At 62.1% G+C, this 22,220-nt stretch carries 18 protein-coding genes and 1 pseudogene; 1 reads left to right on the forward strand and 18 read right to left on the reverse strand.

The window, feature by feature from the left end; genetic code table 11:
- Nucleotides 1–160: 160 nt before the first annotated feature.
- Nucleotides 161–2,353, reverse strand: coding sequence for a tetratricopeptide repeat protein (locus tag CFE47_RS03250; protein ID WP_286835468.1), 2,193 nt, complete (start codon nucleotides 2,351–2,353; stop codon nucleotides 161–163).
- Between the two features lie 174 nt (nucleotides 2,354–2,527).
- Between CFE47_RS03250 and CFE47_RS03255 the strand changes: the two genes are divergently transcribed.
- Nucleotides 2,528–3,199 carry a DUF3313 domain-containing protein gene (locus CFE47_RS03255; RefSeq protein WP_286835469.1) on the forward strand — a complete coding sequence of 224 codons (672 nt, stop codon included), beginning with the start codon at nucleotides 2,528–2,530 and terminating at the stop codon, nucleotides 3,197–3,199.
- On the opposite strand, the gene CFE47_RS03260 is transcribed toward CFE47_RS03255, so the two are convergent.
- From CFE47_RS03260 to CFE47_RS03340, 17 genes and pseudogenes are all read right to left on the reverse strand, one after another.
- A complete protein-coding gene (locus CFE47_RS03260; protein ID WP_286835470.1) occupies nucleotides 3,196–4,182 on the reverse strand; it encodes a DUF3829 domain-containing protein in 987 nt (328 codons plus the stop codon). The genes CFE47_RS03255 and CFE47_RS03260 overlap by 4 nt on opposite strands.
- Nucleotides 4,179–5,705 carry a J domain-containing protein gene (locus CFE47_RS03265; RefSeq protein ID WP_286835471.1) on the reverse strand — a complete coding sequence of 509 codons (1,527 nt, stop codon included), beginning with the start codon at nucleotides 5,703–5,705 and terminating at the stop codon, nucleotides 4,179–4,181. Before CFE47_RS03265 ends, CFE47_RS03260 begins: the two co-directional genes overlap by 4 nt.
- 43 nt (nucleotides 5,706–5,748) lie before the next feature.
- Nucleotides 5,749–8,241: a spermidine synthase gene (locus tag CFE47_RS03270; RefSeq protein ID WP_286835472.1), complete on the reverse strand. Its 2,493-nt coding sequence runs from the start codon at nucleotides 8,239–8,241 to the stop codon at nucleotides 5,749–5,751.
- A gap of 139 nt (nucleotides 8,242–8,380) precedes the next feature.
- Nucleotides 8,381–9,967 (reverse strand): arylsulfatase, encoded by a 1,587-nt coding sequence (locus CFE47_RS03275; protein ID WP_286835473.1) that lies wholly within the window; start codon nucleotides 9,965–9,967, stop codon nucleotides 8,381–8,383.
- A 75-nt stretch (nucleotides 9,968–10,042) separates the two neighbouring features.
- Complete coding sequence (locus tag CFE47_RS03280; RefSeq protein ID WP_286835474.1) at nucleotides 10,043–11,044, reverse strand: HAD family hydrolase; 1,002 nt, start codon at nucleotides 11,042–11,044, stop codon at nucleotides 10,043–10,045.
- Nucleotides 11,041–12,066, reverse strand: a complete 1,026-nt coding sequence (locus tag CFE47_RS03285) for a hypothetical protein (protein ID WP_286835475.1) — start codon at nucleotides 12,064–12,066, stop codon at nucleotides 11,041–11,043. The genes CFE47_RS03280 and CFE47_RS03285 overlap by 4 nt, the downstream gene beginning before the upstream one ends.
- Nucleotides 12,063–13,517: a VWA domain-containing protein gene (locus CFE47_RS03290; RefSeq protein ID WP_286835476.1), complete on the reverse strand. Its 1,455-nt coding sequence runs from the start codon at nucleotides 13,515–13,517 to the stop codon at nucleotides 12,063–12,065. The genes CFE47_RS03285 and CFE47_RS03290 overlap by 4 nt, the downstream gene beginning before the upstream one ends.
- Nucleotides 13,504–14,475: a vWA domain-containing protein gene (locus CFE47_RS03295; protein WP_286835477.1), complete on the reverse strand. Its 972-nt coding sequence runs from the start codon at nucleotides 14,473–14,475 to the stop codon at nucleotides 13,504–13,506. The genes CFE47_RS03290 and CFE47_RS03295 overlap by 14 nt, the downstream gene beginning before the upstream one ends.
- Nucleotides 14,475–14,933: pseudogene (locus CFE47_RS03300) on the reverse strand (DUF4381 domain-containing protein); the annotation flags it as partial. The pseudogene CFE47_RS03300 and the gene CFE47_RS03295, both read right to left, overlap by 1 nt.
- On the reverse strand, nucleotides 14,930–15,853 hold the full coding sequence (locus tag CFE47_RS03305; protein WP_286835478.1) for a DUF58 domain-containing protein: 924 nt from the start codon (nucleotides 15,851–15,853) through the stop codon (nucleotides 14,930–14,932). The gene CFE47_RS03305 and the pseudogene CFE47_RS03300, both read right to left, overlap by 4 nt.
- Entirely contained in the window at nucleotides 15,850–16,824 is a 975-nt protein-coding gene (locus tag CFE47_RS03310; protein ID WP_286835479.1) for an AAA family ATPase, read from the reverse strand. The genes CFE47_RS03305 and CFE47_RS03310 overlap by 4 nt, the downstream gene beginning before the upstream one ends.
- 24 nt (nucleotides 16,825–16,848) lie before the next feature.
- Nucleotides 16,849–17,385: a hypothetical protein gene (locus CFE47_RS03315; protein WP_286835480.1), complete on the reverse strand. Its 537-nt coding sequence runs from the start codon at nucleotides 17,383–17,385 to the stop codon at nucleotides 16,849–16,851.
- The gene (locus tag CFE47_RS03320; protein WP_286835481.1) at nucleotides 17,382–18,122 is read right to left on the reverse strand and encodes a DUF2092 domain-containing protein; all 741 of its coding nucleotides are present in this window, start codon (nucleotides 18,120–18,122) and stop codon (nucleotides 17,382–17,384) included. The genes CFE47_RS03315 and CFE47_RS03320 overlap by 4 nt, the downstream gene beginning before the upstream one ends.
- A 12-nt stretch (nucleotides 18,123–18,134) precedes the next feature.
- Entirely contained in the window at nucleotides 18,135–19,181 is a 1,047-nt protein-coding gene (locus CFE47_RS03325; RefSeq protein WP_286835482.1) for a transporter family protein, read from the reverse strand.
- An 80-nt stretch (nucleotides 19,182–19,261) separates the two neighbouring features.
- Entirely contained in the window at nucleotides 19,262–20,662 is a 1,401-nt protein-coding gene (locus CFE47_RS03330) for a DUF1254 domain-containing protein (RefSeq protein WP_286835483.1), read from the reverse strand.
- Nucleotides 20,663–20,725: 63 nt separating this feature from the next.
- On the reverse strand, nucleotides 20,726–21,490 hold the full coding sequence (locus CFE47_RS03335; RefSeq protein WP_286835692.1) for a hypothetical protein: 765 nt from the start codon (nucleotides 21,488–21,490) through the stop codon (nucleotides 20,726–20,728).
- 218 nt (nucleotides 21,491–21,708) lie between these two features.
- On the reverse strand, nucleotides 21,709–22,074 hold the full coding sequence (locus CFE47_RS03340; RefSeq protein WP_286835484.1) for a response regulator: 366 nt from the start codon (nucleotides 22,072–22,074) through the stop codon (nucleotides 21,709–21,711).
- Nucleotides 22,075–22,220: the final 146 nt, after the last annotated feature.

The raw sequence follows: 22,220 nt of genomic DNA on the forward strand, positions 1-22,220 counted from the left end.
AAAGGCCGCCTTCGCAGGCAAGCCAGCTCCCACATTCGACCGCATTTCAAAGGATGGACTCGGTCACCTGTAGGAGCTGTCGAGCTTTAGCGAGGCTGCGAAGACGGCGGCATTGGCGATAAAAATGTTGTGCCAAGCCGCCGTCATCGCAGGCAAGTGCTTATTTCAAGGCAGGGTCACCTGGGTTGAGCTTTTTCCAGCTTTGCATCACCGCCTGCGCCTTGGGCTCCTGGCCGTTCTCCAGGTAATACTGGATCAGCGACAGCCGCGCGTTACGGTTGTAAGGCTGGCGCTGCAACAGGCTTTCCAGTTGCTGGGTGGCTTCATCGACCTTGCCGCCGTCGTGCAAGGCGACGGCGAGTACAAACGCGTACTGCGCGTTGGCGGGGTCCAATCGCACAGCGTTGTGTAAGTAGGGCATGGCATTGGCCGTATCGCCTGCACGAATCAGCATCAGCCCTTGGGTGTGCTGCAACAGCGCCGCATCCGGATGTTGTGCCAACTGCTCGGTGATCAGGCTGCGCGCCTCCTGCGCGCGGCCGTTGGCTTCAAGCCACTGCGCGAGGGTGACCAGCGCAGGAAAAAAGTCCGGGTCACGCAGCAACGCCGTGCGCAACTGACCTTCCACTTTGTCGCCACGGCCACTGGCCTGGTACAGCATGGCCAGGTTGAGGTTGGCTTCGGCGCGCTCCAGCAGGCTCATCTGCACCTGTTCGTACTCGGCGATGGCGCTGTTCCAGGCCGGGCCTTGGCCGGGCACGCTCAACAGGTCCCGCGCGGCGATGATGCGCACGGCCCGCACCGGGTCTTTGAGCAACGTACCGTAAAGCGCCACGCGTTCTGGGGGTGGCAGCAGGGTGCTGACCGCACGCACGGCGCTTTCCCGTACTTGCGGGGCAGGGTGGGAGAGGTCCTTGGTCGCCAAAGCCAGTGCCTGCTGGCTCGGGTAGTTGGGCAACTCCACCAGCAACGTCGCACGCTGGATCGCCGGAAGGTTGCCGCGCGCCAACTGGTCATAGAGCGCCTGGGCTGCGCCCGGTTCTGCGCCGCGAATCAACGCCATGCTCTCGGCGTAAGAGGGCGCCTTGAGCACGTCACGCGCTGCCGCTGGGATGCTAAAGCTGTGGTCATGGCGCAAGTCGTTGCCCATGTAGACCTTGCCTGGCATGTGGCAATCGACACAGAACGCACCGGCCTTGCCCATGTGGTCGGCGGAGTCGTACTGCTTGGCCTGCAACCCCCGCCCATCCACCGTGGTGTACGGGGTTTTGCCCGCCGGGTTATGACATTGCGCGCAAACGGCATTGCCGGGTGCCTTGAGCTCATTGCTGTGGGGGTTGTGGCAGTTGCTGCAGCGCACGCCTTTTTCGGCCATTTTGCTTTGCGCGAAGGAGCCGTGCTCGAACACTTCGTCCTTGATCTTGCCGTCCAGGGCGTACAGCTCGCGGGTCAATACGCTGGGCAGGTAGTCGTCCATCAGGCGTTTGCCCACGGTGAAACCATCGCCCAAGGGGGCGCGGCGCGCATGACAGCGCGCACAGGTTTCCAGCTCGACGGTGGCGTCTTTGTCTTTGAGGTCTACGGCGAAGCCGGCATGCAGCAGGTCACCCTTTTTTGCCGCCCATTGCAGGTGGTTGGACGCCGGGCCATGACAGGCCTGGCAGCCGACGCCGAGACTGTTCCACTGGCTGTCGAAGCTGTTTTTGACCGCGTCGAAATTGCGCTTGTAGCCGGTGGTGTGGCACTCCACGCACATGAAGTTGGCGTTCTGGCTGGGTTTGCTCCAGTGCAGTGGGTTCTTGAAATTCACACCTTGGCCGGGGTAAAGGTGAAACCAGCGGTGCAGCTGCGTATCCCAGGCCAAGCCGAGGGCTTGCAGGCGTCCCTCGCCAACCTCGATCAGGTATTGCTGCAACGGGGCGATGCCAAAGGTGTAGGCCACCTTGAAGTCGGCCGCCTGGCCGTCGCTGCCAGGGGTATTGACCCAATACTCGGCGCCCCGGCGAAAAAAACGCGTGGTTTCGCCTTCGCCGGTAAAGCTTGCGTCATTGAAGTCTGCCGGCACCGTCTGCGCGTTGGCCGCCTGCATCGCCAACTGATGGTGGGAACCTTGCCAGTCCTTGACTTGCGCCTGGTGGCAACCCTGGCATTGCTGTTCATCGACCATCTGCGCGGGGGCGATGGGCGCCGGTTTTACGGCCGCCACAGGTACCGGCAAGCGAGGTGTACCGGCCTGCAGGAAAAACCAGATCCCGGCCATGCCCAACAACAGCAACACAATCAATACGGGGTAGAGGTAACGTCGGAGTGAATCACGGTGGGGTACGGCTGGTTCTTTTTTGGGCCTGGGCATTCCGACTTCCGTTGTCTTGATGCATGGACGCTCTACGGCGTGCTTAAGCTTCGTGCAGCTTTGACGCTGTGCTCAAGTCTGTCAAACGCACGGCGCGAAATAGCGGCTATTTCCCCAGAGTTGGCTATACCTACAAGCTCAATGTTTCAGTGATGACCGCCAGGGAGTTCAATGATGAAACTAAGGCTAACGATCAGCGCGCTGTGCATCGCCTCAATCGCAATGGCAGGTTGTGCCAGCAAGGTCACCCAACCCGAGGAATACTCCGGGTTTCTCTCCGACTACAGCCAACTCAAGGAAGCCAAGTCCCCGTCGGGTGCCGAGGTGATGCGTTGGGTTGATCCCAAGCTGGACCTGAGCCGCTACACCGCGGTGTACGTCGAACCGACCCAGTTCTATCCCAAGCCCCAGGCCACCGCCAAGATCCCGGAAAGCACCCTCAACGGCATCAACACCTACTACAACCAGGCGCTCAAGCGTGAGCTGGAAAAATCCCTGCCCTTGGCCAACGCGCCTGGCCCCGGGGTGATTGTGGTGCGTGCGGCGATCACTGCTGTCAGCAGCAAGACCGAAGCCCTCGCGCCGTACGAATACATCCCCGTTGCGCTGGTCGTGGCGGCCGCCAGTACGGCGACGGGCCACCGTGACCAGGAAACCACCCTGGGCACCGAGGCGCAGTTCCTCGACGGTGCCAGCGGCAAGGTGCTGGCCCAAGTGGTGCGCAAGGGCACCGGCAAGCCGCTGTCCAACGACGCCCAAGTGATGAAGGCCGACGATGTGAAAAGCGTCATCGACGGTTGGGCGTCAGACCTGCATCAGTCGTACGTGAAGCTCAAAAAGCACTAGAACGTATTACGCGCCTGCCGGTTGTAATAGCTGAGCAGGGCGTCGTAGCGGCGGGTGACGAGGTAATAGTCGTCACTCAGCTGCTGCGGCAGCGCGCGGGCCTGCCAGTCTTTTTCCAATGTGTGTAACGCCGCCAGGTAAGCCTCGGCGGGCGAGGTGATGATGTACCACATGTACTCGGCGTCCTCATCCCGCTCCGGGCTGGTGGGCGTGCGGATGTAAGCCTTGGTGCCATCGGCGGCTTGTTGCACCGCTGCGGCCAGGGTGGCGACCGCCTGCGGTGTGAGGCTCGCATCACGCATGCCGAGTTCGATCTGGTTCACCGCCTCACGCGCCGCGATCATGTAGTTGAGGATGTGCCAATGCACGTCGCGACCGAACCGCGCCTCCAGCAACGCCAGTTGCGCAGGCCGCATGCGCAGGTCCTCCACTTCCAAATCGTTACGCAGCTCGGCAGATACCCGCCAGTAGTCCTCGCCTTTTTTCTCCAGCTCTTGCGCCAGGTGCTTGTTCATCACCTGCGCGACCATTTGCTGTGTGCTCGGCGGTATACCGTTGGCGCGATAGGCCGGTATGACGGTGTCAGACAGTGAGGTGAATTTATTCAACTGGTAGGCGTACACGCTGGCCAGCCCAACCATGCGACTGCCAGGGTCCTGGCGCTCCAGCTTCAGGGTGTAGAGCTGCGAGCAGACTGCCGCCTGGATCAGGCGCGGTTCGGGCTCGTTACGGTCGCCATAGTTATCCGTGTCACGCGCTTCTGGCTGGGTTGAGTGCTTGCGGTAATAGGCCAGGCGCGTATCCCGGTCGATGCGGTTCACGCAATCAATGATCGGCGCCAGGGCGCTGGCGGCTGCAGTGTGGGGGCTGTCGTGCTGGTCCAGCCACAACTGCACCTGTTGCAGGGGCTTGGTGGCGCCGGCCATGCCGAGCAATCCCAAGGCCAGGAAAATGCCGATGGGGAATAGCAGATTCGGATTCATCTCTTGGCCTCCTGGCCGTACCACTGCGCTTCGGTGGCGGGTGCCTGGCATTCGGGAGCAGTGCGCGGCATGCGGCTGCACAGGCGTTCGGTCCACTGTTGCAGACCCTGGTTGCGGGTGACCAAGTACTGCCTGTCGAGCAGCAACAGGCCGGCATAGAGCGCAATCACCACGAGGACGGCCAGCACCATGCCCCCTGTGGTCCAGCGGGGGTGACGGACAGTCCAGGGGGTGTGGTGGTTGTTGAACGGTCGCTTGACCAGGCCGATCAGTGCCAGAGCGCCCACCAGCGTCAGGCTGGCGACGGGGCTGAAGACATACCCCAGCGCGCCCGCCAGCACCACCCCAGGCACCAGGTCGCGTATTGGCAGTAGCTTCAGGGGCATGCGCTCGCTGAGTCGTTCATCCAGCACACGGTATTGGTGGGCCAGTGGGCGCCACACTTGCCAGGCCAGCCCGGCACCGATCACGGCGGCCAATGCCCACAGGATCCCGTAGCCCATTGTCGGTATCACGTGACCGGCCAGGCGCTCGGCCTTGACCAGCGCGCCCACCAGGCAACCCAGCACCAGCGCGACGATCCACGGCCAAGTGTCGGTAGCCGTGTCCCAGCCTTGCCAGAAATACACGGTGCCGCCGGGCATCGCTTCGGCGAGGGCCACGTGGTCGGCATAGATATCGGCGCTGAGGGCCTGGCAGGCTTTCCAGTCGTCTTGATCCAGGCGCTCGGCGAACGCACGGCGCTGACTCAGGCTCATCGGCGCCAGCAACAGGCGTGCAGCGCGTTGTTGCGGGGTGAAGGGCGGCTCGGCGGCCAATGCCCGTTGGCGTGCGATAAAAAGTGGCCCTTGCTGGCGTCGCAACAACAGCGCCCAGTCGCCGGGCGGGCACGTGTGGTCGGCGCCACCGTGCCAGTCCTGGCCAGCACACACCGCGTCGAACACGGCGCAGGACCAGTAATGACTCTGGGCCAACAGCCTGGCCAGCCATTGGTTGAACCACTCGGCATGCGGGTGGTTGTGCACCCACGCGTGTTGATCACGCGCCGCGTAGGCGGCCAGGAATGCCGCCTCGTCCTTGTGCTCAAGGGCCTCGCGTAACGGTTGCTGCAGAGCGGTACGGTGTTGGCGTTCGAGTTTCTCGACCAGCTCGGCGGGCAGCTCGAGGCGTTGCCAGGCCGTAAGCCAGTTGAACGTTTCGAAGGCCCAGCGCGTGTCTTCGGCGCTGAGTTCGCCTTCGATGCTGCGATGCAGCAGGTGCACTTCGAAGAACAGCGCTGTGCCGTCCTGCATTGCGGCTTGATAGCGTTGGTCGAGGGTTTCACCCCGGTGTTCAACCACGACTTCGACGGTTTCCTGCGGAGCTTGGCTCCACTCCAGCGCAGCCTCGTAGGCTTCGCGCAGGCGCTGGAAACCCTCGGGGTCTTCGTCCGGCCGGGTCTTCTTCAACAGCGCGGCGTATTGGCGCTTGATCGTGCGGCTATCGGCATCCGGCGTAAGGCCAAGGACATTCCAGCAAGTCATGTGCGGTGCAACTCCCTAAACAATCGGGCGCACATTACCTGTTTTAGGGGGTGATAAACCAGCGGTAGTACGGGTTGGCGCTGTCCTGCTGCAACACCTCCCGAATATCCCGCCCCCATGCATCACGGTCGCCGTCGTAGGCATGCAGGCTGGCGCGGTAGAACTGCATCAGCCGTTGCTGCTCGGCGCTGAGGGTGCGGGTGAACGTTGCGTCTGCATTGACCAGCGGCACCGGCGTGCGCAGGTCGAGCAAGGCCGGCAGCACTCGGGTGATTTCCTTGGCGCGCACCCACGGTGCGTATTCGATGTGCGGCTGGTCATCGGTGACGGCGGGCGCGTCGGCGGCAAAACGCTCCAGGCCCTGGCGATCGGTGACCCAGGTGGCTAGCAGCGTCGCGGCTGAATCGATACCGACGTCGAACAGCGCACTGCGCACGCCGGGCTGCTCGAAGCGCTGGCGGATGCGCTCTGCGTCCAGATTGATCGGTTCAAGGGAACCCACCAGCAGCATCTCGTGAAACTCACTGGTCCACAGCGATGCGTAGGGGAATACGTCAAGAAAGCTGCGCACCAGCGCGCGGGAGTCGTCGATGTTTTGCGTCGGCAACGGCAGCCATTGGGCGAGCAGGCCGTTTTTCTCCAGGCGTGTGGCGGCCAGCCTGTAGAAGTCCTGGGAATAGAGGTTAACCACACCGGCGGCGGAGGGCGGCGGGGGCTCCAGGGTGATCAGGTCGTAGGCTTGTGGATTGCGCAGCAGTTCCTGGCGACCGTCGCGCAGGCGCACTTCTACGCCAGGGTCGCTGGCAGCGTTGTAATTGCCTTTGAACAACGTTGCTGCCTGCACCACCGACGGCAGCAATTCGGCAACAACGCGGTGTTCCAGGCCTGGGTAACGCAACAAGGCGCCGGCGGTTATGCCGGTGCCAAAACCGATCACCAGCGCCGACTTGGGCTCGCCGTTGTGGATCAGCAGCGGCAATAACGCCTGGATACGCATGTAGCGCAGCGACGGCATGGCGTCGCCAGTGTTCGATACGCCTTGGATATACAGGCGCTGGAAAGCCCGTGCGCCCTGGCCTTGAGTGACCACGGCCACCGTCGCCCCACGTCCTTCCTGATAAAACGCCAAGCTGGCATTGCGTGCGCCCGGCAGTAATTTGGCCAGGCGATCCACTGGAGTCAGCAGTGCCACGGCCACCGATACCAGCCCCAGCGCCACCACGGCCTGGCGCCGACCTTTTTTAACGCCATGGCCACGCCGCACGGCCAGGTAGCCCACCACGCTCGCGATCACAGCCAGCAGGCCCAAGGTCCGTACCAATCCCAGCCACGGGATCAGCACAAACCCGCAGAGCATCACACCGACAATCCCACCCAGGGTGTTGAACGCCACCACAGCGCCCACGTCGCGGCCGACATGGCGGTTTCCCACGCTCAGGCGCAAGGCCACGGGAAACGCAGCGCCCAGCAACAGTGTCGGCACAAACACGATGCACAGTGCCGCCACTGCAAACCGTGCACTCATACCGGGCAGTTCACTGCCGCCCAGGCTCAGCACCAGCGACTCGGCCTGGGTTTGCAACAGCACCAGCCAACGGCCCAGCAGGGCGATTTCCAGCAGGGCCACCAGCCCGGCACCCGCGATCAACAGGCCGAATATGCCCCAAGGGTCACGCAGGCGCTCCACGCGGCGGGACATCCATTGGCTGCCCACATACAAGCCGGTCAGGTAGGTGGCGAGTACCACTGCAAACGCATAGGTGCGTGTGCTCATGAACTGCACGATGGATTGTGACCACACCACCTCGTAGCCCAGCGCCACACCCCCTGCGATGGCGTAGAGCACCAGCGCCAATCGAGCGGGTTGTACCGCATGAGCCGGAGCCACAATGGCGGGCGGTCGATGACGCACCGCCAGCATTGCGCCCGCCGCAGCGACCAGGTTCAACAGCGCCGCGACCAACGCACTGCCGCGCACGCCAAATTGCGCGATCAAAACGAATGCCGTCAGCAACGTACCGGCAATTGCCCCGGCGGTGTTGGCGGCATACAAGCGCCCGCCAGCCTGGCTCAAGCCTTTGGCGTCGATGTTCAGCGAGCGCACCAGCACCGGCAACGTGCCGCCCATTAGCAACGCTGGCAGCCCCACCAGGGCAAACGGCAGCGCCCAGGCCAGCAGCCCAATGCGTGCCTCCAGCCAAGCGAAGGGTTCGGCGGCGGTGCCCAGCGCCAGCGTGGCGCCGACGCCGAAAACGGCCACCAGTAATTCCAGGCCCGCGTACAACAGCAATGGCCGCGAGAAGCGGTCCGCCAAGCGTCCAAACAACAGCCCACCCAGGGCCAGTCCAGCGAAAAAAGCACTGATGCCGGTGGTGATTGCATACACCTCCACGCCGACCACCAAGGACAACTGCTTGATCCACAGCACCTGATACACCAACGCTGCGCCGCCGGAGATGAACAGGAGGAGGGCGGGGAGCAGGATTGAGGTACGGGTGGCGATCTCCAGGGGCTTGCTGGCAGTGCGTGCGGTCATTACAGAATTCCAGAGCTTGCGAAGAACTCTGTGGGAGCGGGCTTGCTCGCGAAAGCGGTATGTCAGTCGCCGAATAGGTTGGCTGATCTACCGCTTTCGCGAGCAAGCCCGCTCCCACATTTTTGTTGTGTTGTGTCAGTTATGAGGCGGGCGCGGCCTTCATCTTCGCCTCAATTTTCTTGTCCACCGCTTCACGAATCTGGTCGATGCTGAAGCTCGGCGGTTTCTGGCTCGGTGGGTATTCGACAAAGGTTTCCAGGAACTTCGCCGCTTTGGTCACCGCTACCGCTCCCAGGTAAACGTTCTTGGTGGTCCAGTCGTAATACTGGTCTGAAACCACGTCCGCACGTTCATACGGGTCCATCCTCAGGTTGAAGATCTTCGGCACCCGCAACTGCACGAACGGCTCGCTCCAGACCCTGAACCCACCGGGCTGGCGCTGCTCGGCGAACACCACTTTCCAGTTGTCGAAGCGTATCGACACCAGCATGCCGTCATCATTGAAGTAGAAGAACTCGTTGCGCGCGCCTTTAGGCTGTTGGCCAGTGAGGTAGGGCAGTTGGTTGTAGCCGTCCAGGTGCACCTTGAAGTTGGTGCCACCGGCCGTCGGTGCCCAGCCTTTGAGCAGCTTGTCCTTCACGTCGGCATCACCGGCGGCGGCGAGCAGGGTCGGGAACCAGTCCATGCCCGAGACCATCTCGTTGGACACTTCGCCCCCCTTGATCTTGCCCGGCCAACGGATGATCGCCGGCACCCGATAGGCGCCTTCCCAGTTGGAGTCTTTCTCGTTACGGAACGGCGTGGTCGCCGCGTCCGGCCAAGAGAACTGGTTCGGCCCGTTGTCGGTGGTGTAGACCACGATGGTGTTGTCGGCGATTTTCAGGTCATCGAGGGTTTGCAGGAGTTTGCCCACATCGCCGTCATGTTCCAGCATGCCGTCGGCGTACTCGTTGCCGGGCATGCCGCTCTGGCCCTTCATCGAGTCTCGCACGTGGGTAAACACGTGCATGCGCGTGGTGTTCATCCACACGAAGAACGGCTTGTTGGCTTCGGCTTGTTTTTTGATGAAGGCTTGTGCCGCAGCCGTGGTTTCGTCATCGATGGTTTCCATGCGCTTGGTGGTCAACGCGCCGGTGTCTTCGATCTTGCCGTCGGCAAAGCTGTGGATCACCCCGCGTGGGGTGTTGGCCTTGACGAATTCTGCATCGTCCTTGGGCCAATAAGGGCGTTCGGGTTCTTCCTCGGCATTAAGGTGGTACAGGTTGCCGAAGAACTCGTCGAAGCCGTGGTTGGTCGGCAGGTACTCATCCCGGTCGCCCAGGTGGTTCTTGCCAAATTGCCCGGTGGAATAACCCAGCGACTTGAGCGCCTGGGCAATGGTGATATCGCGTTTTTGCAGCCCCACTGGAGCTCCCGGAATACCCACCTTCGACAGCCCAGTGCGCAACGGCGTCTGGCCGGTGATGAAGGACGAGCGCCCAGCCGTGCAGCTGTTCTCCGCGTAGTAGTCGGTGAACATCATGCCTTCTTTGGCGATCCGGTCGATATTGGGCGTCTTGTACCCCACAACGCCCATGGAATAGGCGCTGATGTTGGTTTGCCCGATGTCATCGCCGAAGATCACCAGGATATTCGGCTTCTCGGCAGCCAGGGCGGATGCCGAGGCGCCGAGCACCGAAGCCGCCACCAGGGCGAGCTTCGGCAGCCACTTGCGTATGCGAGTCATAAGACTTGCTCCTTTTAGGGCTCTGGTCGCATTGGCTGCGACCTACGTTTATTACAGTCCGTCGTGACGTTTTTCTTATTGCACCTGCGCTTGCACAGCCGGCTCGAAGGGGTAGATGCGGCGCCATTCGCGTGCCATATCCACCACGGTCCAGCCGTTTGCCTTGGCCAGGTCAAGCGCCTTGTCCAGGCGTCCCACCTGCGATTCTCGGTCGTAGGCCCACTCGCGCTTGGCATCGGTGTGGTGCACCAGGCCCATCAAGCGCTTGCCGCTGCCAGCGGCGGTCCATTGCAGCATTTGCAGGTCGCCGTCGGAGTTGCCGAACGCCAGGATTGGACGCCGCCCGATCACCGCGTCGATGCTTTCCGGCTTGCCGGGGCCGTCGTCGTTATGCGCCAGTTTGGCGGTGCGCAGCACCTGGGGTTGGCCGCCGTTTAGCTGGAACTGAGTGACGAAATTCGAGCCGATGACCTGCTCTGGCGGTATGCCGTACACCTCTTCGGCAAAGGCGCGCATGAAGGCGGTGTCACCACCGGAGACGATGTAGGTTTTGAATTGCTGGCTGCGCAGGTAATCGAGCATTTCCAGCATGGGCTGATAGATCATCTGGTCGAACGGCTTGCCGGTTTTGGGGTGACGAGCCTGTTTCAGCCAGTGCCGGGCATTGTCGATGAAGGCTTGCGTGCTGATACCGGTGTGGGTGGCGCCGATGATTTTCAGCAGGCCCTGCATGCCGGAGGCGGCGAGGGCCTGGTGGTCGCCTTCCAGCACGGCCTGGAACGGTTGGGTGGTTTTCCATTCAGGATGCTGGGGCGCCAGGCGCTTGACCTCGTCAAAGGCAAACAGCACTTCGAAGTACGCCGGTTGTTCGGTCCACAAGGTGCCGTCGTTATCGAAGACGGCGATGCGTTCGGCAGGCTTGACGTAGTCCTTGGAGCCTTCGACGGTCACGGCCTGCACGAAGTCGATGATCTGCTGCTTGCTCGGGCCTTCGTTCCATGAGGGCAGCGGGTCGGCGGCCAGTGCAGGCAGGGTCAGCAGCAGAAGAAGAGGCAGGGCAGAACGCAGCGACGTCATGGGAAGTCCTTTTCGTGACGAGGGTTCAGTGCAACCAAGCGTAGTTGACGACACGCCCAACGCAATGCAGCCCACGTTTTTCGCCACAGGGGCGGGATACGCGGCCACAGCGCATGCAACAGGTAACCCGCCAGGACCAGCGCGATAACCGCGGCGAGCCAGGCGAGCAGATGCTGCGAAAGCTGCCTGCGGCCGTGTTCGATGGAGAAGGTGGGGGAGTAGGCGCTGACTGCCTGTGCGTCCACGGTGAGTGGCGGCAACTGCGCGAATTGGAGGCGATGATTGCGGCTGTCCCACCACTTCACGCTAATGGCTGGCAGCGTGAAGTGGCCGCCTTGCTGCACGCGGTACACCAACGCGTCGATGCGCTGGCCGCCAGTGATGGCGCCACGGCCATCGTCCAGGTTGCTGATAATGGGGGCCTGCGGATAAAGGCGCAGGCCTTTGATCTGAGCGGCGGCGGGCGGTGGCAGCGACAAGCCGGGCGTGTCGTCGGCCTGCAGTGTGAGCGTGCGGGTCAGGCTGTCACCGACCTTGAGGTCCGTGGCCGTGAGGGTTTGGCTCAAACGTAAACCACTGGCGACCAAAACCGGTTCGTCCGCAGCAAACCCCGGCGGCGGGCTTGCCTCGAAGGATAACGGTGCACTTTGCGCCGTCAGCGGTGCGCTGGCCTGGCCCGGTTGCGCGCTGATCGTCAGTGCCGGCACCGTAAAGTGTTGCGCGGCATTCGGCGTGATGCGGTAGGCGTAGCGCATGCCGTAGAAGGTCTGGCCGTCGATCACCTGTGTGGTGTGCTCGGCTTCACCACCGGGGGGCTGCACGCGTGCGCCTGGCAACTTCAAGTCTGGCAGTGTTGCGCCGGAGGTGAACCAGGTATCGGTCAGCACATCGACCTGCACCAGCAACTGCTCGCCTACCACCACCGACGCACCGGGTACCAACTGCGCCTGTACGCGCAACTGGGGCTCGGCGGCCCACACGGGGGCAGTGATCAGCAAGAGAACGCCACAATAGCGCTTCATGGTTTCGCCTCCTGATCCTGCAGGCTGAATTTACGTCGCAGGAAAGTGGCAGGCGAGGTGGTCAGGTTTTGTAGCCACAGCGCGTCGTTGTTGGCTTGCTGGGTCTGGATCGCCTTGCTCTGGCCCTTGCCGGGGGCCTTGTCGAACTTGACTTCATCGGGCTTGACCTCGGGGGTGTTGTTCGCCGCGCTTTCGGTGTCTTTCCTCAAGGCAATCGCCAGGGCCAGGTTGGCGCTGGCTTCAGGAAAGTCCGGTTGGAGCTGCAAGGCATGCTGGTAGGCGCTGATGGCGTCGTCGAACTTGAAACGGCGTACGTGGATGTTGCCCAGGTAGAACGCGGCTTGCGGCGTGTTCATCGCACTGAACGTGGTTTGGGCCAAGTCGTAGTCCGCCGCGTTGTAGGCTGCAATGCCCTTCCAGTAGGGATCGACAAACCGCGCCGCCGCCTCGGGGTAGTGATGATGCTCAAAGGCCCAGCGGCCTTGTTGGTCTGGGGTCAGGAACGGATTGGCCTCAGCTGGCGTTGGCGGCAGCAGCAGGCCGAGCAGCAAGACGGCGGCCCAATTCAGGCTCCAGCCCCGACGCACGCTGACCAACGCCAATAGCAGCAGCGGCCAGCACAGCCAATACCCTGCGTCTTTCCATTGCAGCAGCCGCTGTTGCTCGTCGGCATTCTGGAAATGTTGCTGGGCGTGGCGTTCGACCCAGTCCAGGTCATCGTCATTCAACGTCAGGCTGCCCAGGGGCGCATCGAGTGCCGAGGCCAGTTGCTTGAGCGTGGGGCTGCTGCCCAAGGCTAGCACCAACACTTGCAGCGAGCCGTCCTTGAGCGTGGGCAGTTGAGTGACGTCCGCGCCGTCGGTGACCAGCAGCAAGGTGCCCGGCGACTGTTGCAGAAGGCGTTTGGCCTGTTCGATCACCCCGGCGACGTCCTTGCCAGGCTTGTCTATCAAGTCGGTGCCCAGCGCCTGGATGAAGGAGTCGAGCAGCGCAGGATCGTCGGTGGGCGGCAACACCAGATGGGCGCTGCCCGCATACACCAGCAATGCCGTACGCGTGCCTTTGCGGCGTTGCACCAGATCGTGCAACTTTTGCTTGGCGGCCTTCAGGCGGGTGGGCGGCACGTCAGCGGTGTCCATCGACGGCGACAGGTCCACGGCGATGATCAACGGCGCGCGGTTTTCCAGGAAGTCCGGACGATCCTGTTGCCAGGTCGGCCCGGCAGTCGCTATTGCGCCGAGCACTAACAGTGCGCTCACCAGATGCACCGGGCGCACGCGATGCGGGTCGGTGGGAGTCAGCAACAAGTGCGGCAACAGGTGCGGGGCGATAGTGCCGCGCAGGCGCCGTTGCAGGTCGCGGCTGCGTTGCCAGATCAGCGGCAGCAATGCGCCCATTAGGGCGAGCAGCAGCCAGGCTGGGCGCATGAAGTGGAAGTTACTGAAGTCCATCCGCTGCCTCCCGTTTCGGCCGATGCGGCCACAGCGCCGCAATCAAGTGATACGCCGCCAACAGCACCAACGCGGCGCCCAGCGGCCACCAGAACAGGTCGCGCTTGGGTTGGTGGCTGAGGGTTTTCACTTGATGTGGGGTGATCTTGTCAAGGGTGGCGTAGACCTGGTTGAGGCTGTTGCGGTCCTCTGCGCGAAAGTAGCGGCCGCCGGTTGCGTTGGCGATGTCCTGCAAGGCGTTCAGGTTGACCTTGGCTTCTCCGGTCGCCTGTGGGTCGCCAATGCCGATGGTGTGGATGATCACGCCTTTGGCAGCCGCCATGTCGGCGGCATGATCCGGGGTGATTGCGCTGCTGGTATCGTTACCGTCGGTGAGCAGGATCAGCACTTTTTCCGGCTCATGGGCCTGGTCGAGCAGCTTGAGGCCGAGGCCGATGGCATCGCCAATGGCGGTATTCGGCCCGGCCATGCCGATGCCGCTGTCGTCCAGCAGCAGCGACAGGCTGGCGTGATCGAGGGTCAACGGCGCCTGGGGATAAGCGCCGCTGCCAAACAGGATCAGGCCGATGCGGTCGTCTTTGCGCTGCTGGATAAAGCCATGCACCACCTGTTTGACGGCGGCCAGGCGGTCGATCTTGTGGCCGGCGGCATCGGTGAAGTCCTGGGTTTCCATGGACTGGGAGATGTCGATGGCCAGCATCAAGTCGCGCACCGGTTGTTGGCGTTCGATGGGCTTTTCCACCCATACCGGGCGGGCGATCGCCAGCACCAGCAACGCCCAGACCAGCAGATTGAGCAGTAACTGGCTGCGATTGCGGCGGGTGCCGCTGTTGGACGGGGATGTACCGATGGCCTGGCTCATGCCGCCGAAAAACGGCACCCGCACAGCGCTGCGTGCTTCGCGGTACGGCGGCAAATAGCGGTAGGCCAGCCACGGCAGCGGCAGCAGTAACAACATGCCACATGGTGTTGCTCCACCCAGGCAGTGCACTGGGCCAGTAATTGCGCGTGTTGTTCACTAGGCAAAGGCGGGCCGTAGGCCAATTGCGCCAACTGCTGGCTTAGATCCTCCGGTATCGGCGCGCCGGCGTGGTGCTGCAAAAAGGCCTGCCATTCGGCGCCGCGCAAGGTTGGAATGCGTTGGTGTCGCGCCTTTGACAGCGGCATGGACAAGGCGACGCGCTTGAGCAGCTCGGGTAACTCTCGCAGGTCTTTCAACTGTTTCAAGCGGGCCAAGGCCTCGCGCCGATAAGCATCGCGCTGCCAACGCAGCCATTTGCGAATGCCGAGGATCAGCAGTCCCACCACCAGCAGCCCCAGCAGCACGGCCCAACCCCAGGTCTGTGGCCAATAGCTGACCGACGCGGGCAAGCCCAACTCCTTGAGTTGCTCGATGCTCGGCACATGCGCGGTCACCGGCGCTTCCCCAGTTCCGTGCGCAGTTGCTCGGCGGCGGGCAATGCGGTGCTGACCATCAGCAGCGGCACTTGGCTGCGACGCAACAGGCTGGCGACGTCCTTGAGACGCCCTCCGAGAAAGTCGCCCAACGGCTGGCGCACCTTGCGTTGGTTGACGGCCAACTCCACTTGTAACTGCCCCTGGGTCACCAATAACTGGCCACGGCTGGGCACGTTGAGCGCCAAGGGGTCGTACACCTGCAACGCCACCACATCGTTATGGGCCGACAGTTGCTGCAGCAGTTGAGAGGTGCGTGGGCCGGCTCCCGCAAAATCGCTGACCAGGCAGATCAAATGGTCGTGACCCGCCAGCGCCACGCACTGCTGCAAGACCTTGTCCAATTGGCTGTCGCCTTCATGGTCGGCATTGCCAGCATTGAGTTCGCTGTTCTGCAAGGCGATGCGGCTGCACAACGCTTCTACCCGTTTACGGCTGCGCAACGGCGCAACGCTGTCGATGCGTGAGTCGTTGAACACCAGGCCGCCCACCCGGTCGCCGGCGTTGAACACCATCCAGGCGGCCAACGCCCCGAGTTCAGCGGCAACCGCAGACTTGAAGCTGCGCACCGAACCAAAAAACATCGACATGCGCTGGTCCACCACAATCAAGGCCGGGCGGTCGCGCTCTTCGGTGAAGGTGCGCACCACCGGTTTGCCGGTGCGTAACGACGCACGCCAATCCAGGTGCCGCAAATCGTCGCCTGGCTGGTAGCGCCGCAGCTCATCAAAGTTCAAGCCCCGACCGCGCAGCCGCGAAGCATGGTTGCCTGCCAGCAGGCTGCCCTGAGGCTGGCGCGCGAAAAAACTCAAGCCTTGCGCCTGGAACTGCAAGGCCATCAACTGCGCCAGGCTCACGTAGACCAAGCCATCGGCGTTCATGCGGGAATCGCCACTTTGCTGAGCAGGCGGTCGAGTACCTGGTCTGCTGTCACACCGTCCGCCACCGCGTCGTAGCTCAGTTGTATTCGATGGCGCAGCACCGGGTGCACCACGGCTTGCACGTTGTCCGGGGTGACAAAGGCCTGGCCCTGCAACCACGCATCCGCCCGCGCACAGCGGTCAAGGCCGATGCCGCCACGGGGGCTGGCCCCCAGGCTGATCCAGCGGGCGAGGTCGGGGTCGTAGTCGCCGGGGTGGCGGGTGGCGTTGATCAGGTCGATCAGGTAACGGTCGATGGCAGGGGAGACTTGGATCGCGCTGACCTCCTTGCGCGCGGCAAAGATCACTTCGGGCTCCAAGGTGAAGCCCTGGACCGCCTGGGTGGCGGCGGCCTGTTCCTCTGCCCTGAGCAGGCGCAGCACCTGGCTTTCATTTTCGGCGCTGGGGTAGTCGAGCAGCAGCTTCATCACAAAACGGTCCATTTGCGCTTCCGGCAAGGGATACGTGCCTTCCTGTTCGATGGGGTTTTGCGTGGCTACCACGATAAACAGCTCGGGCAGCGGATGGCTGGCACCCGCCACGGTGATTTGCCGTTCTTCCATGGCTTCGAGCAGCGCAGCCTGGACCTTGGCCGGTGCACGGTTGATCTCATCGGCCAGAATCAAGTTGCCGAACAAGGGCCCCGGCTGGAAGCGGATCTGGTTCTGACCGTCGACCTGGTGCAGCACCTCGGCACCGGTGATATCCGATGGCAGCAGGTCGGGCGTGAACTGGATACGGCTCATCTTTGCGTCCAAATGCCGAGCCAGGGCCTTGACCGTACGGGTCTTGGCCAGCCCCGGCAGGCTTTCCAGCAACAGATGACCGTTGGCCAGCAGGCCCAGCAATATCTGGCGGATCACTTGCTCCTGGCCCAGGACACTTTCGGCCATGCTGGCTTGCAAGGCGGTTAAATCGTTGAGTGCTGTCATGCCATTCCTCCTTGAAACCTTGGGTCACCAGGGTGAGGTGACCACGATGTATTGCACGGAGCTGCCGACGTAACGCGGCTGGTACCAGGTCGGCCCGCAATGCTGGTAGGCCACGCCATTGGCCACCACCGACACGCAATCGGCCGGCACGGCGCTGACCTGGGTGCCAATGGCGAGGATCGTTGCCGTGGTGGCACCGACTACCGTCGCTGCCGCCCAAGGGTGATACCAGTCATCCGGGTGCGGAGGCGGTGGCGGTGGAGGAGGCGGCGGCGGCATTGGGCCTGGATGTGGCCCGGGTCCCGGGTAAGGGTGCGGCCCTGGCTCCGGATGGGGTTGCGGGTGCGGCTGCGTGTGTGGCTCGGGATGTGGCGGCATTGGCCGAGGCGCAGGCATGGGACGCGGCATTGGCGGCGGTGGTCGATACCCACCGCTGCCACCATGGGGCACCACGAAGGTACGCGCGCCGCCACCGCCGCGCACTTGCCAGGCCTGGGCCACCAAGGGGTCGAACAGGCTCAGCAGCAAACTGGCTGTCAATACCGCCGCCGTGGCTCTCATGGCTGTTCTCCTTGAGGCTCCAATTGCTGCAAGGGCACCGCACGGGCGCCGGCGGGTGGGATGAACTCAAAGTCCTGGGGCTTGATCGCGCTGTTGAGTTGCCAGTGATAGTTGACGCTGTGCCGAGGCTGCTCAGCCGTGTCACGACGGCTGATCACAAGGCGACAGGGCAGGGGGCGGGGCCCTTGGCGCACCCACAGTTGCCAATCGATATCCGGCTGGCGATAGGCGTAATGGGTGCAGGTGTTGCCGTCGATGGTTTCATCGCCGATCAGCAACGCGCTGCTGATGCCCACGTCCTTGGCGGTGCCGGGGTACCAGCGAAACAGATCGGCCAGGGGCAATTCGATGCCGTAGCGTTCGCTCAACTGGTCGAGCAAGCCGCCAATGTTCGCAGGCGCGGCCTGGTTGGCGAAGTAGCCGCTGCGGCTGTCGTAAAGCGTGAAGCTCTTGCCGTTGTAAAACAGGCTGCGGCGTTTGCCGTCGCTTTCCAGTGACACGTGCAGCTTGTCTGGCTGACGGGCCAGCAAACGTGCCTGATGGCTGAACTCGATGACCTGGCCGTTCTCCAGCACTTGGTCGGTGAGGCTGTTGGCGTCGATGCGAAACTGCTGCAGGCTGCGCAAATAGGCGCCCATTTGGTCGAGGGCGGCCAGGGCCTTGGGTTCCAGTTCCTCGGCCGAGACCGTGTTGGCGGTCAGGGCCAGGCAAATCAACAAGCATTGAAAGCGGGACATGACGCACCTCGTTCAAAGCATGAAGGTTGGGATCACTGGGATAAACGACAGGCGAAAGTTCCAACGGGGGCTGATCAGGTCGTCGGCGTGGATCACCGAGTACTGCACCTCACCGGAGATGCGTACCGGCAACTTGCCGAAATTGACGATGCGTCCTGCGCCGATACCGATGGGAAAGTTGACCTTGTTGCCGCTCTCGGCCTTCCAGTTCACCGTGATATTGGGCGTCATGCCCACCCGCCACTGGCCGGGGCCGGGAATGGCACGCTGGATGAAGTACTGGATGTTGGTCAGGCTGACGTCCTTGCGCCGTGAGTCGCCGCCTACCGACCACCAATGCTGCGGGAAGAACCCCAGGGTCCAGTCTTCGCCCAGGTAAGCTGCGACAAACGCCGGGCCAAGGGCGTACTTGCCGGTGCCGAGCACGTCTTTTTCGGCCGTGGGGAACATGGCCGTGGGGCCGAACCCCCAGACCATCTTGCCGCCATTGGCAAACCGTATCGGCTGCTTGGGGGAAAACACCCCCACATAGGCCAGGTCGCCAAACCCCGAGGTGCGGTCGAACGGGTCGTTGACCACATCGGGAAAGTCGCGGTCAGTCAGCACACCATAGGGGCTCATGCCGATCAGGTTGCCCGCCTTGGCATTCACCGGCGCGCTGACATAGCTCAGCGGAATGCGGTTGATCAGGTTCCAGTCCTCGCCGATGGATATCGGGAAGGTCGGCATGAAGCTGTATTTGCCCAGGTAGCGGGTGCCGTTGCTGTGGGGGCCCTTGAGGGCGGTGTAGTCGAACTGATTGAACAGCAACACCAGGTTGCCCACGGGGTTGTCCATCAGCTTGGCGATTTGCTCGGTTGACGGGTCGCAACCGGCCTTGACCACTTGCTTGAGGTCGATATCGAAGTCTTGTTGCAGACGGTGGCAGGTTTCGGGGTCGGCTTTGGTGGCGGGCGCCGGGCTGCTGCCCAGTTCCGGCAGGCTGGCGGCGGATAGACCGCCACTGGAAAGCACGCCAAAAATCAGCGGGGCAGCACACAAGCGAGCACGTGAAATCATGGCGTTACGCATCCTTGTAAACGGCCTGATATCGGGGGTTACGTGCCCGGTCTATCCCCTGTATGACCGGGCACGTGGTGTTACTTGAGCGGCGTCAACGGTGGCAGTTTCCATTGACCACTACTTACCTCAGGCTTGGGCAGGTAGATCCGCAGCACGGCATAAAACGGGCCGGGTGGAGCCGGCAACCAATTGCTCTGTTCCGCTTTCGGCGGTTCGTGGTGCTGCAACGCCAGGGTCAGGCCGCCGTCGGCGTCCAGCTTGAGGTTGGGCAACATCCGCGAATTGATCAGGTAGCGCTTCTTGTGGTTGGGCACCAGCAGTTTGGTCTTGGCGTCGTACATGGTCAGCGACCAGAACGCATCAGCCGGCGGCAGTTGGTCCTTGGCGAAGTGCACGGTGTAGCTGTGACGTGCGCCGTTGGCGGGCTTGCCTTCGCTGTCGACGAAATAGCTCAGGTAGATGGCTTCGTCGGTGGAATTGCCGAAAATCCCCAGGTCCGCACCGGCATAGCGGTACAGGTAGTTGTTTTTCAAGCGGTCACGGCTGCCGAACAGTTCCCCGCTGGACACTTGATGGGTGTCGATCTTGTCTTTCTTGAACGCGGCAAACTCGGCGCGGGCATCGGCGATCCCGTCTTCCAGGGCCTTGCGTTGCTCGGCGGTCAGTTGGTGCACCTTGAACGGTGCGCCCGGGGCGATGCCGATCTTGGCAAAACGTGCCAGCAGGTCTTTTTCGCTGTCCTGGGGCGCGGCGAACGCCAGCATGAAGTTCAGGTAACGGAACAACTGCGGGCCTTCGGTCATGGTAGCCATGGGCTTGGGCCAGTCGATTTTCGGCGCAGCAGGTGGTGCCGGCTGCTTAACGTAGCTGCTCAGCGGCTGCACTTTATAGCCGTTCTGGATCTGCTTGACCTTGTTCAGGTCTTTCTCGTCAAACAACTGCGTGCGGTAGAGCGCATAGGCGATGTTGCTCTCGCTGTACACCACGCGGTCGATGTCGACCGGTTGCTGACCTTTCCAGTCAGGCCCGGCAATCATGTAGTGGCCGCCGTTGTTGCCGGTGCTGCGGGTGCCCAGGTAGGCGATGTTTTGCGTGTAGAGGTCGATCAACTGCACCGAGTAGTAGCGGTTGTCTTCGATCTTCGGCAAGGTCAGAACCAGCGGTTCCTTGCGCAAATCCATCCAGACGAACGAGTAGGGCGTGTCTGAATTGGGCGTGACAAACGCGTTGTCCTTGGGTGTGAACACCTGGGCGGTATTGCCGATATGGTTGAACGGCGCCTTGAAGTTCGCACCGCCCTTGTCAACGGCCTGGGTGTAGAGCGTCTTGTACATCGCTACCACCGGGTAGCCATATAGATAGGCTTCCTTGGCAATGGCACGTGCTTCGGCGGGAGTGGCCGTGAAATCGGCCAAAGCGCCAGTACTCATGAGTATCGAGAGGCTCGCCAACAGCAGGCGCGTCGGTTTTCCAATCATGTTGTTGCGTCCTTCCAGAGATCTTTTTAAAGGGCGTGGGATGAAAGCGCCGAGTTTCCTGTTTTATTTGCCGAACGTCACGTTAATCCCTGCGAACAAGGTGAACTGAGGCAAACCATCGCCTTTGCGTGCCACCGTCCATTGCGGCTCCACATAGGCATTAAGGATATTGCTGCCGGCTTTCCAGGCCTTGCCCATCCCCAAGCCAATGGGGATGTAGTGAGTGTCGTTCTTCAAATCGAAGGTCCAGGTGCCCGTGGAGCGCAGGTACCAACCCTTCGGCAGGTTATGAATGATGAAAGGCTGGAAAGTTGCACTTTCCACGTGTGCACGGTCGCGATCACCGGCAAATGAGCTTTGGTATTGCACCAGTGCGCCAAGCAGTCCTCTTGGCGACGCATCAATAGCAATTGCCGCCAGGCCCGCCTGCCACTTGCCGGTGCCCAGTTCGTCGTGCTCAGCGGTGGGGGCGGTGATTTGCGGGCCGATACCCAACTGCACGCCCTCAGTCTTGAGCAGGAAGATATCGAACAGGTTCAAGTCGCCGATACCGGTGCTGTAGCCGCTGTGGGGATCGGGACGGGTGCTGAGGGGCAGGGTGGCGCGCAACAATTGCGGCACACCGAGGAAGTCCGAAGGAGCAATGGGCAAGGTGCCGCGCAGCAACACATCATTGGTGTGGGCGTTACTGTCGAACAGGCGTGGGGTGTAGTAATCCTGCAGGTTGGCGCCCGGCGCGAGGTTGAGCGGGTTGTTACTCTTGTTGGCGGTCTCGGCGTTGTCGGACAACGCGGAAAAGCTGAGTAGTGTCAAAACGGCCAGCATCATTGCCGACGTGTACGTTGCCTTGAACATACGCGCTCCCCCATACCTGGGTGATTGTCCCTTGTGATTAATACGTGTAGGGCGTGTCGGTAGAAGCTAGCAGCTAAATCCAGCTGCGCTAGGCATCCGATCGAATTAGTTGGAGGCTGCGGGGCGTGTCACAGGACTTTAGAAAGGCGCAAAACGCCGCCTTGGCTAGGCGGCGAAGCGTAAAGAGGGGGTCAGGCTGTCGCAAGCATCGCTTTGACTTTGTCGCGTAATTGATCGATGGAGAACGGTTTGGCGATCACCTGCATGCCTGCAGGTACATCGATATTTTCAGCGTAGCCGCTGGCAAACAGGATTGGCAGGGTGGGCCGCAGTTCACGCACCTTGCTCGCCAGTTGCTTGCCGTCCATGTCCGGCAGGCCCACGTCGGTCATCATCAGGTCAATGACTTGCCCCGCCTGTTGGACCAATGCCAGTGCTTCCTCGGCATCGGCCGCTTCCAGCACACTGAATTCCAACTCCTCCAGAACATCGACGATGAGCATGCGCACGATGGCATCGTCTTCGACAACAAGGATGGTGGAGGTGACTGCGGACATAATATGGAATTCCCAAGAAAGACGAGATTTACAGGCGGCGGTTCAAGCCGGCCTCTTCCTTGAGTAAGCGCGGACTCCCGACAAGTTCCCGCTGGCCGTAAAAACGATGCAACACAAAAGAACAGGGAGAATAGCCTGTTCTGCTG

Origin of the sequence: Pseudomonas sp. PGPPP1 (genome assembly GCF_002255865.1) — a bacterium.
GTDB classification, from domain to species: Bacteria; Pseudomonadota; Gammaproteobacteria; order Pseudomonadales; family Pseudomonadaceae; genus Aquipseudomonas; species Aquipseudomonas cremoris.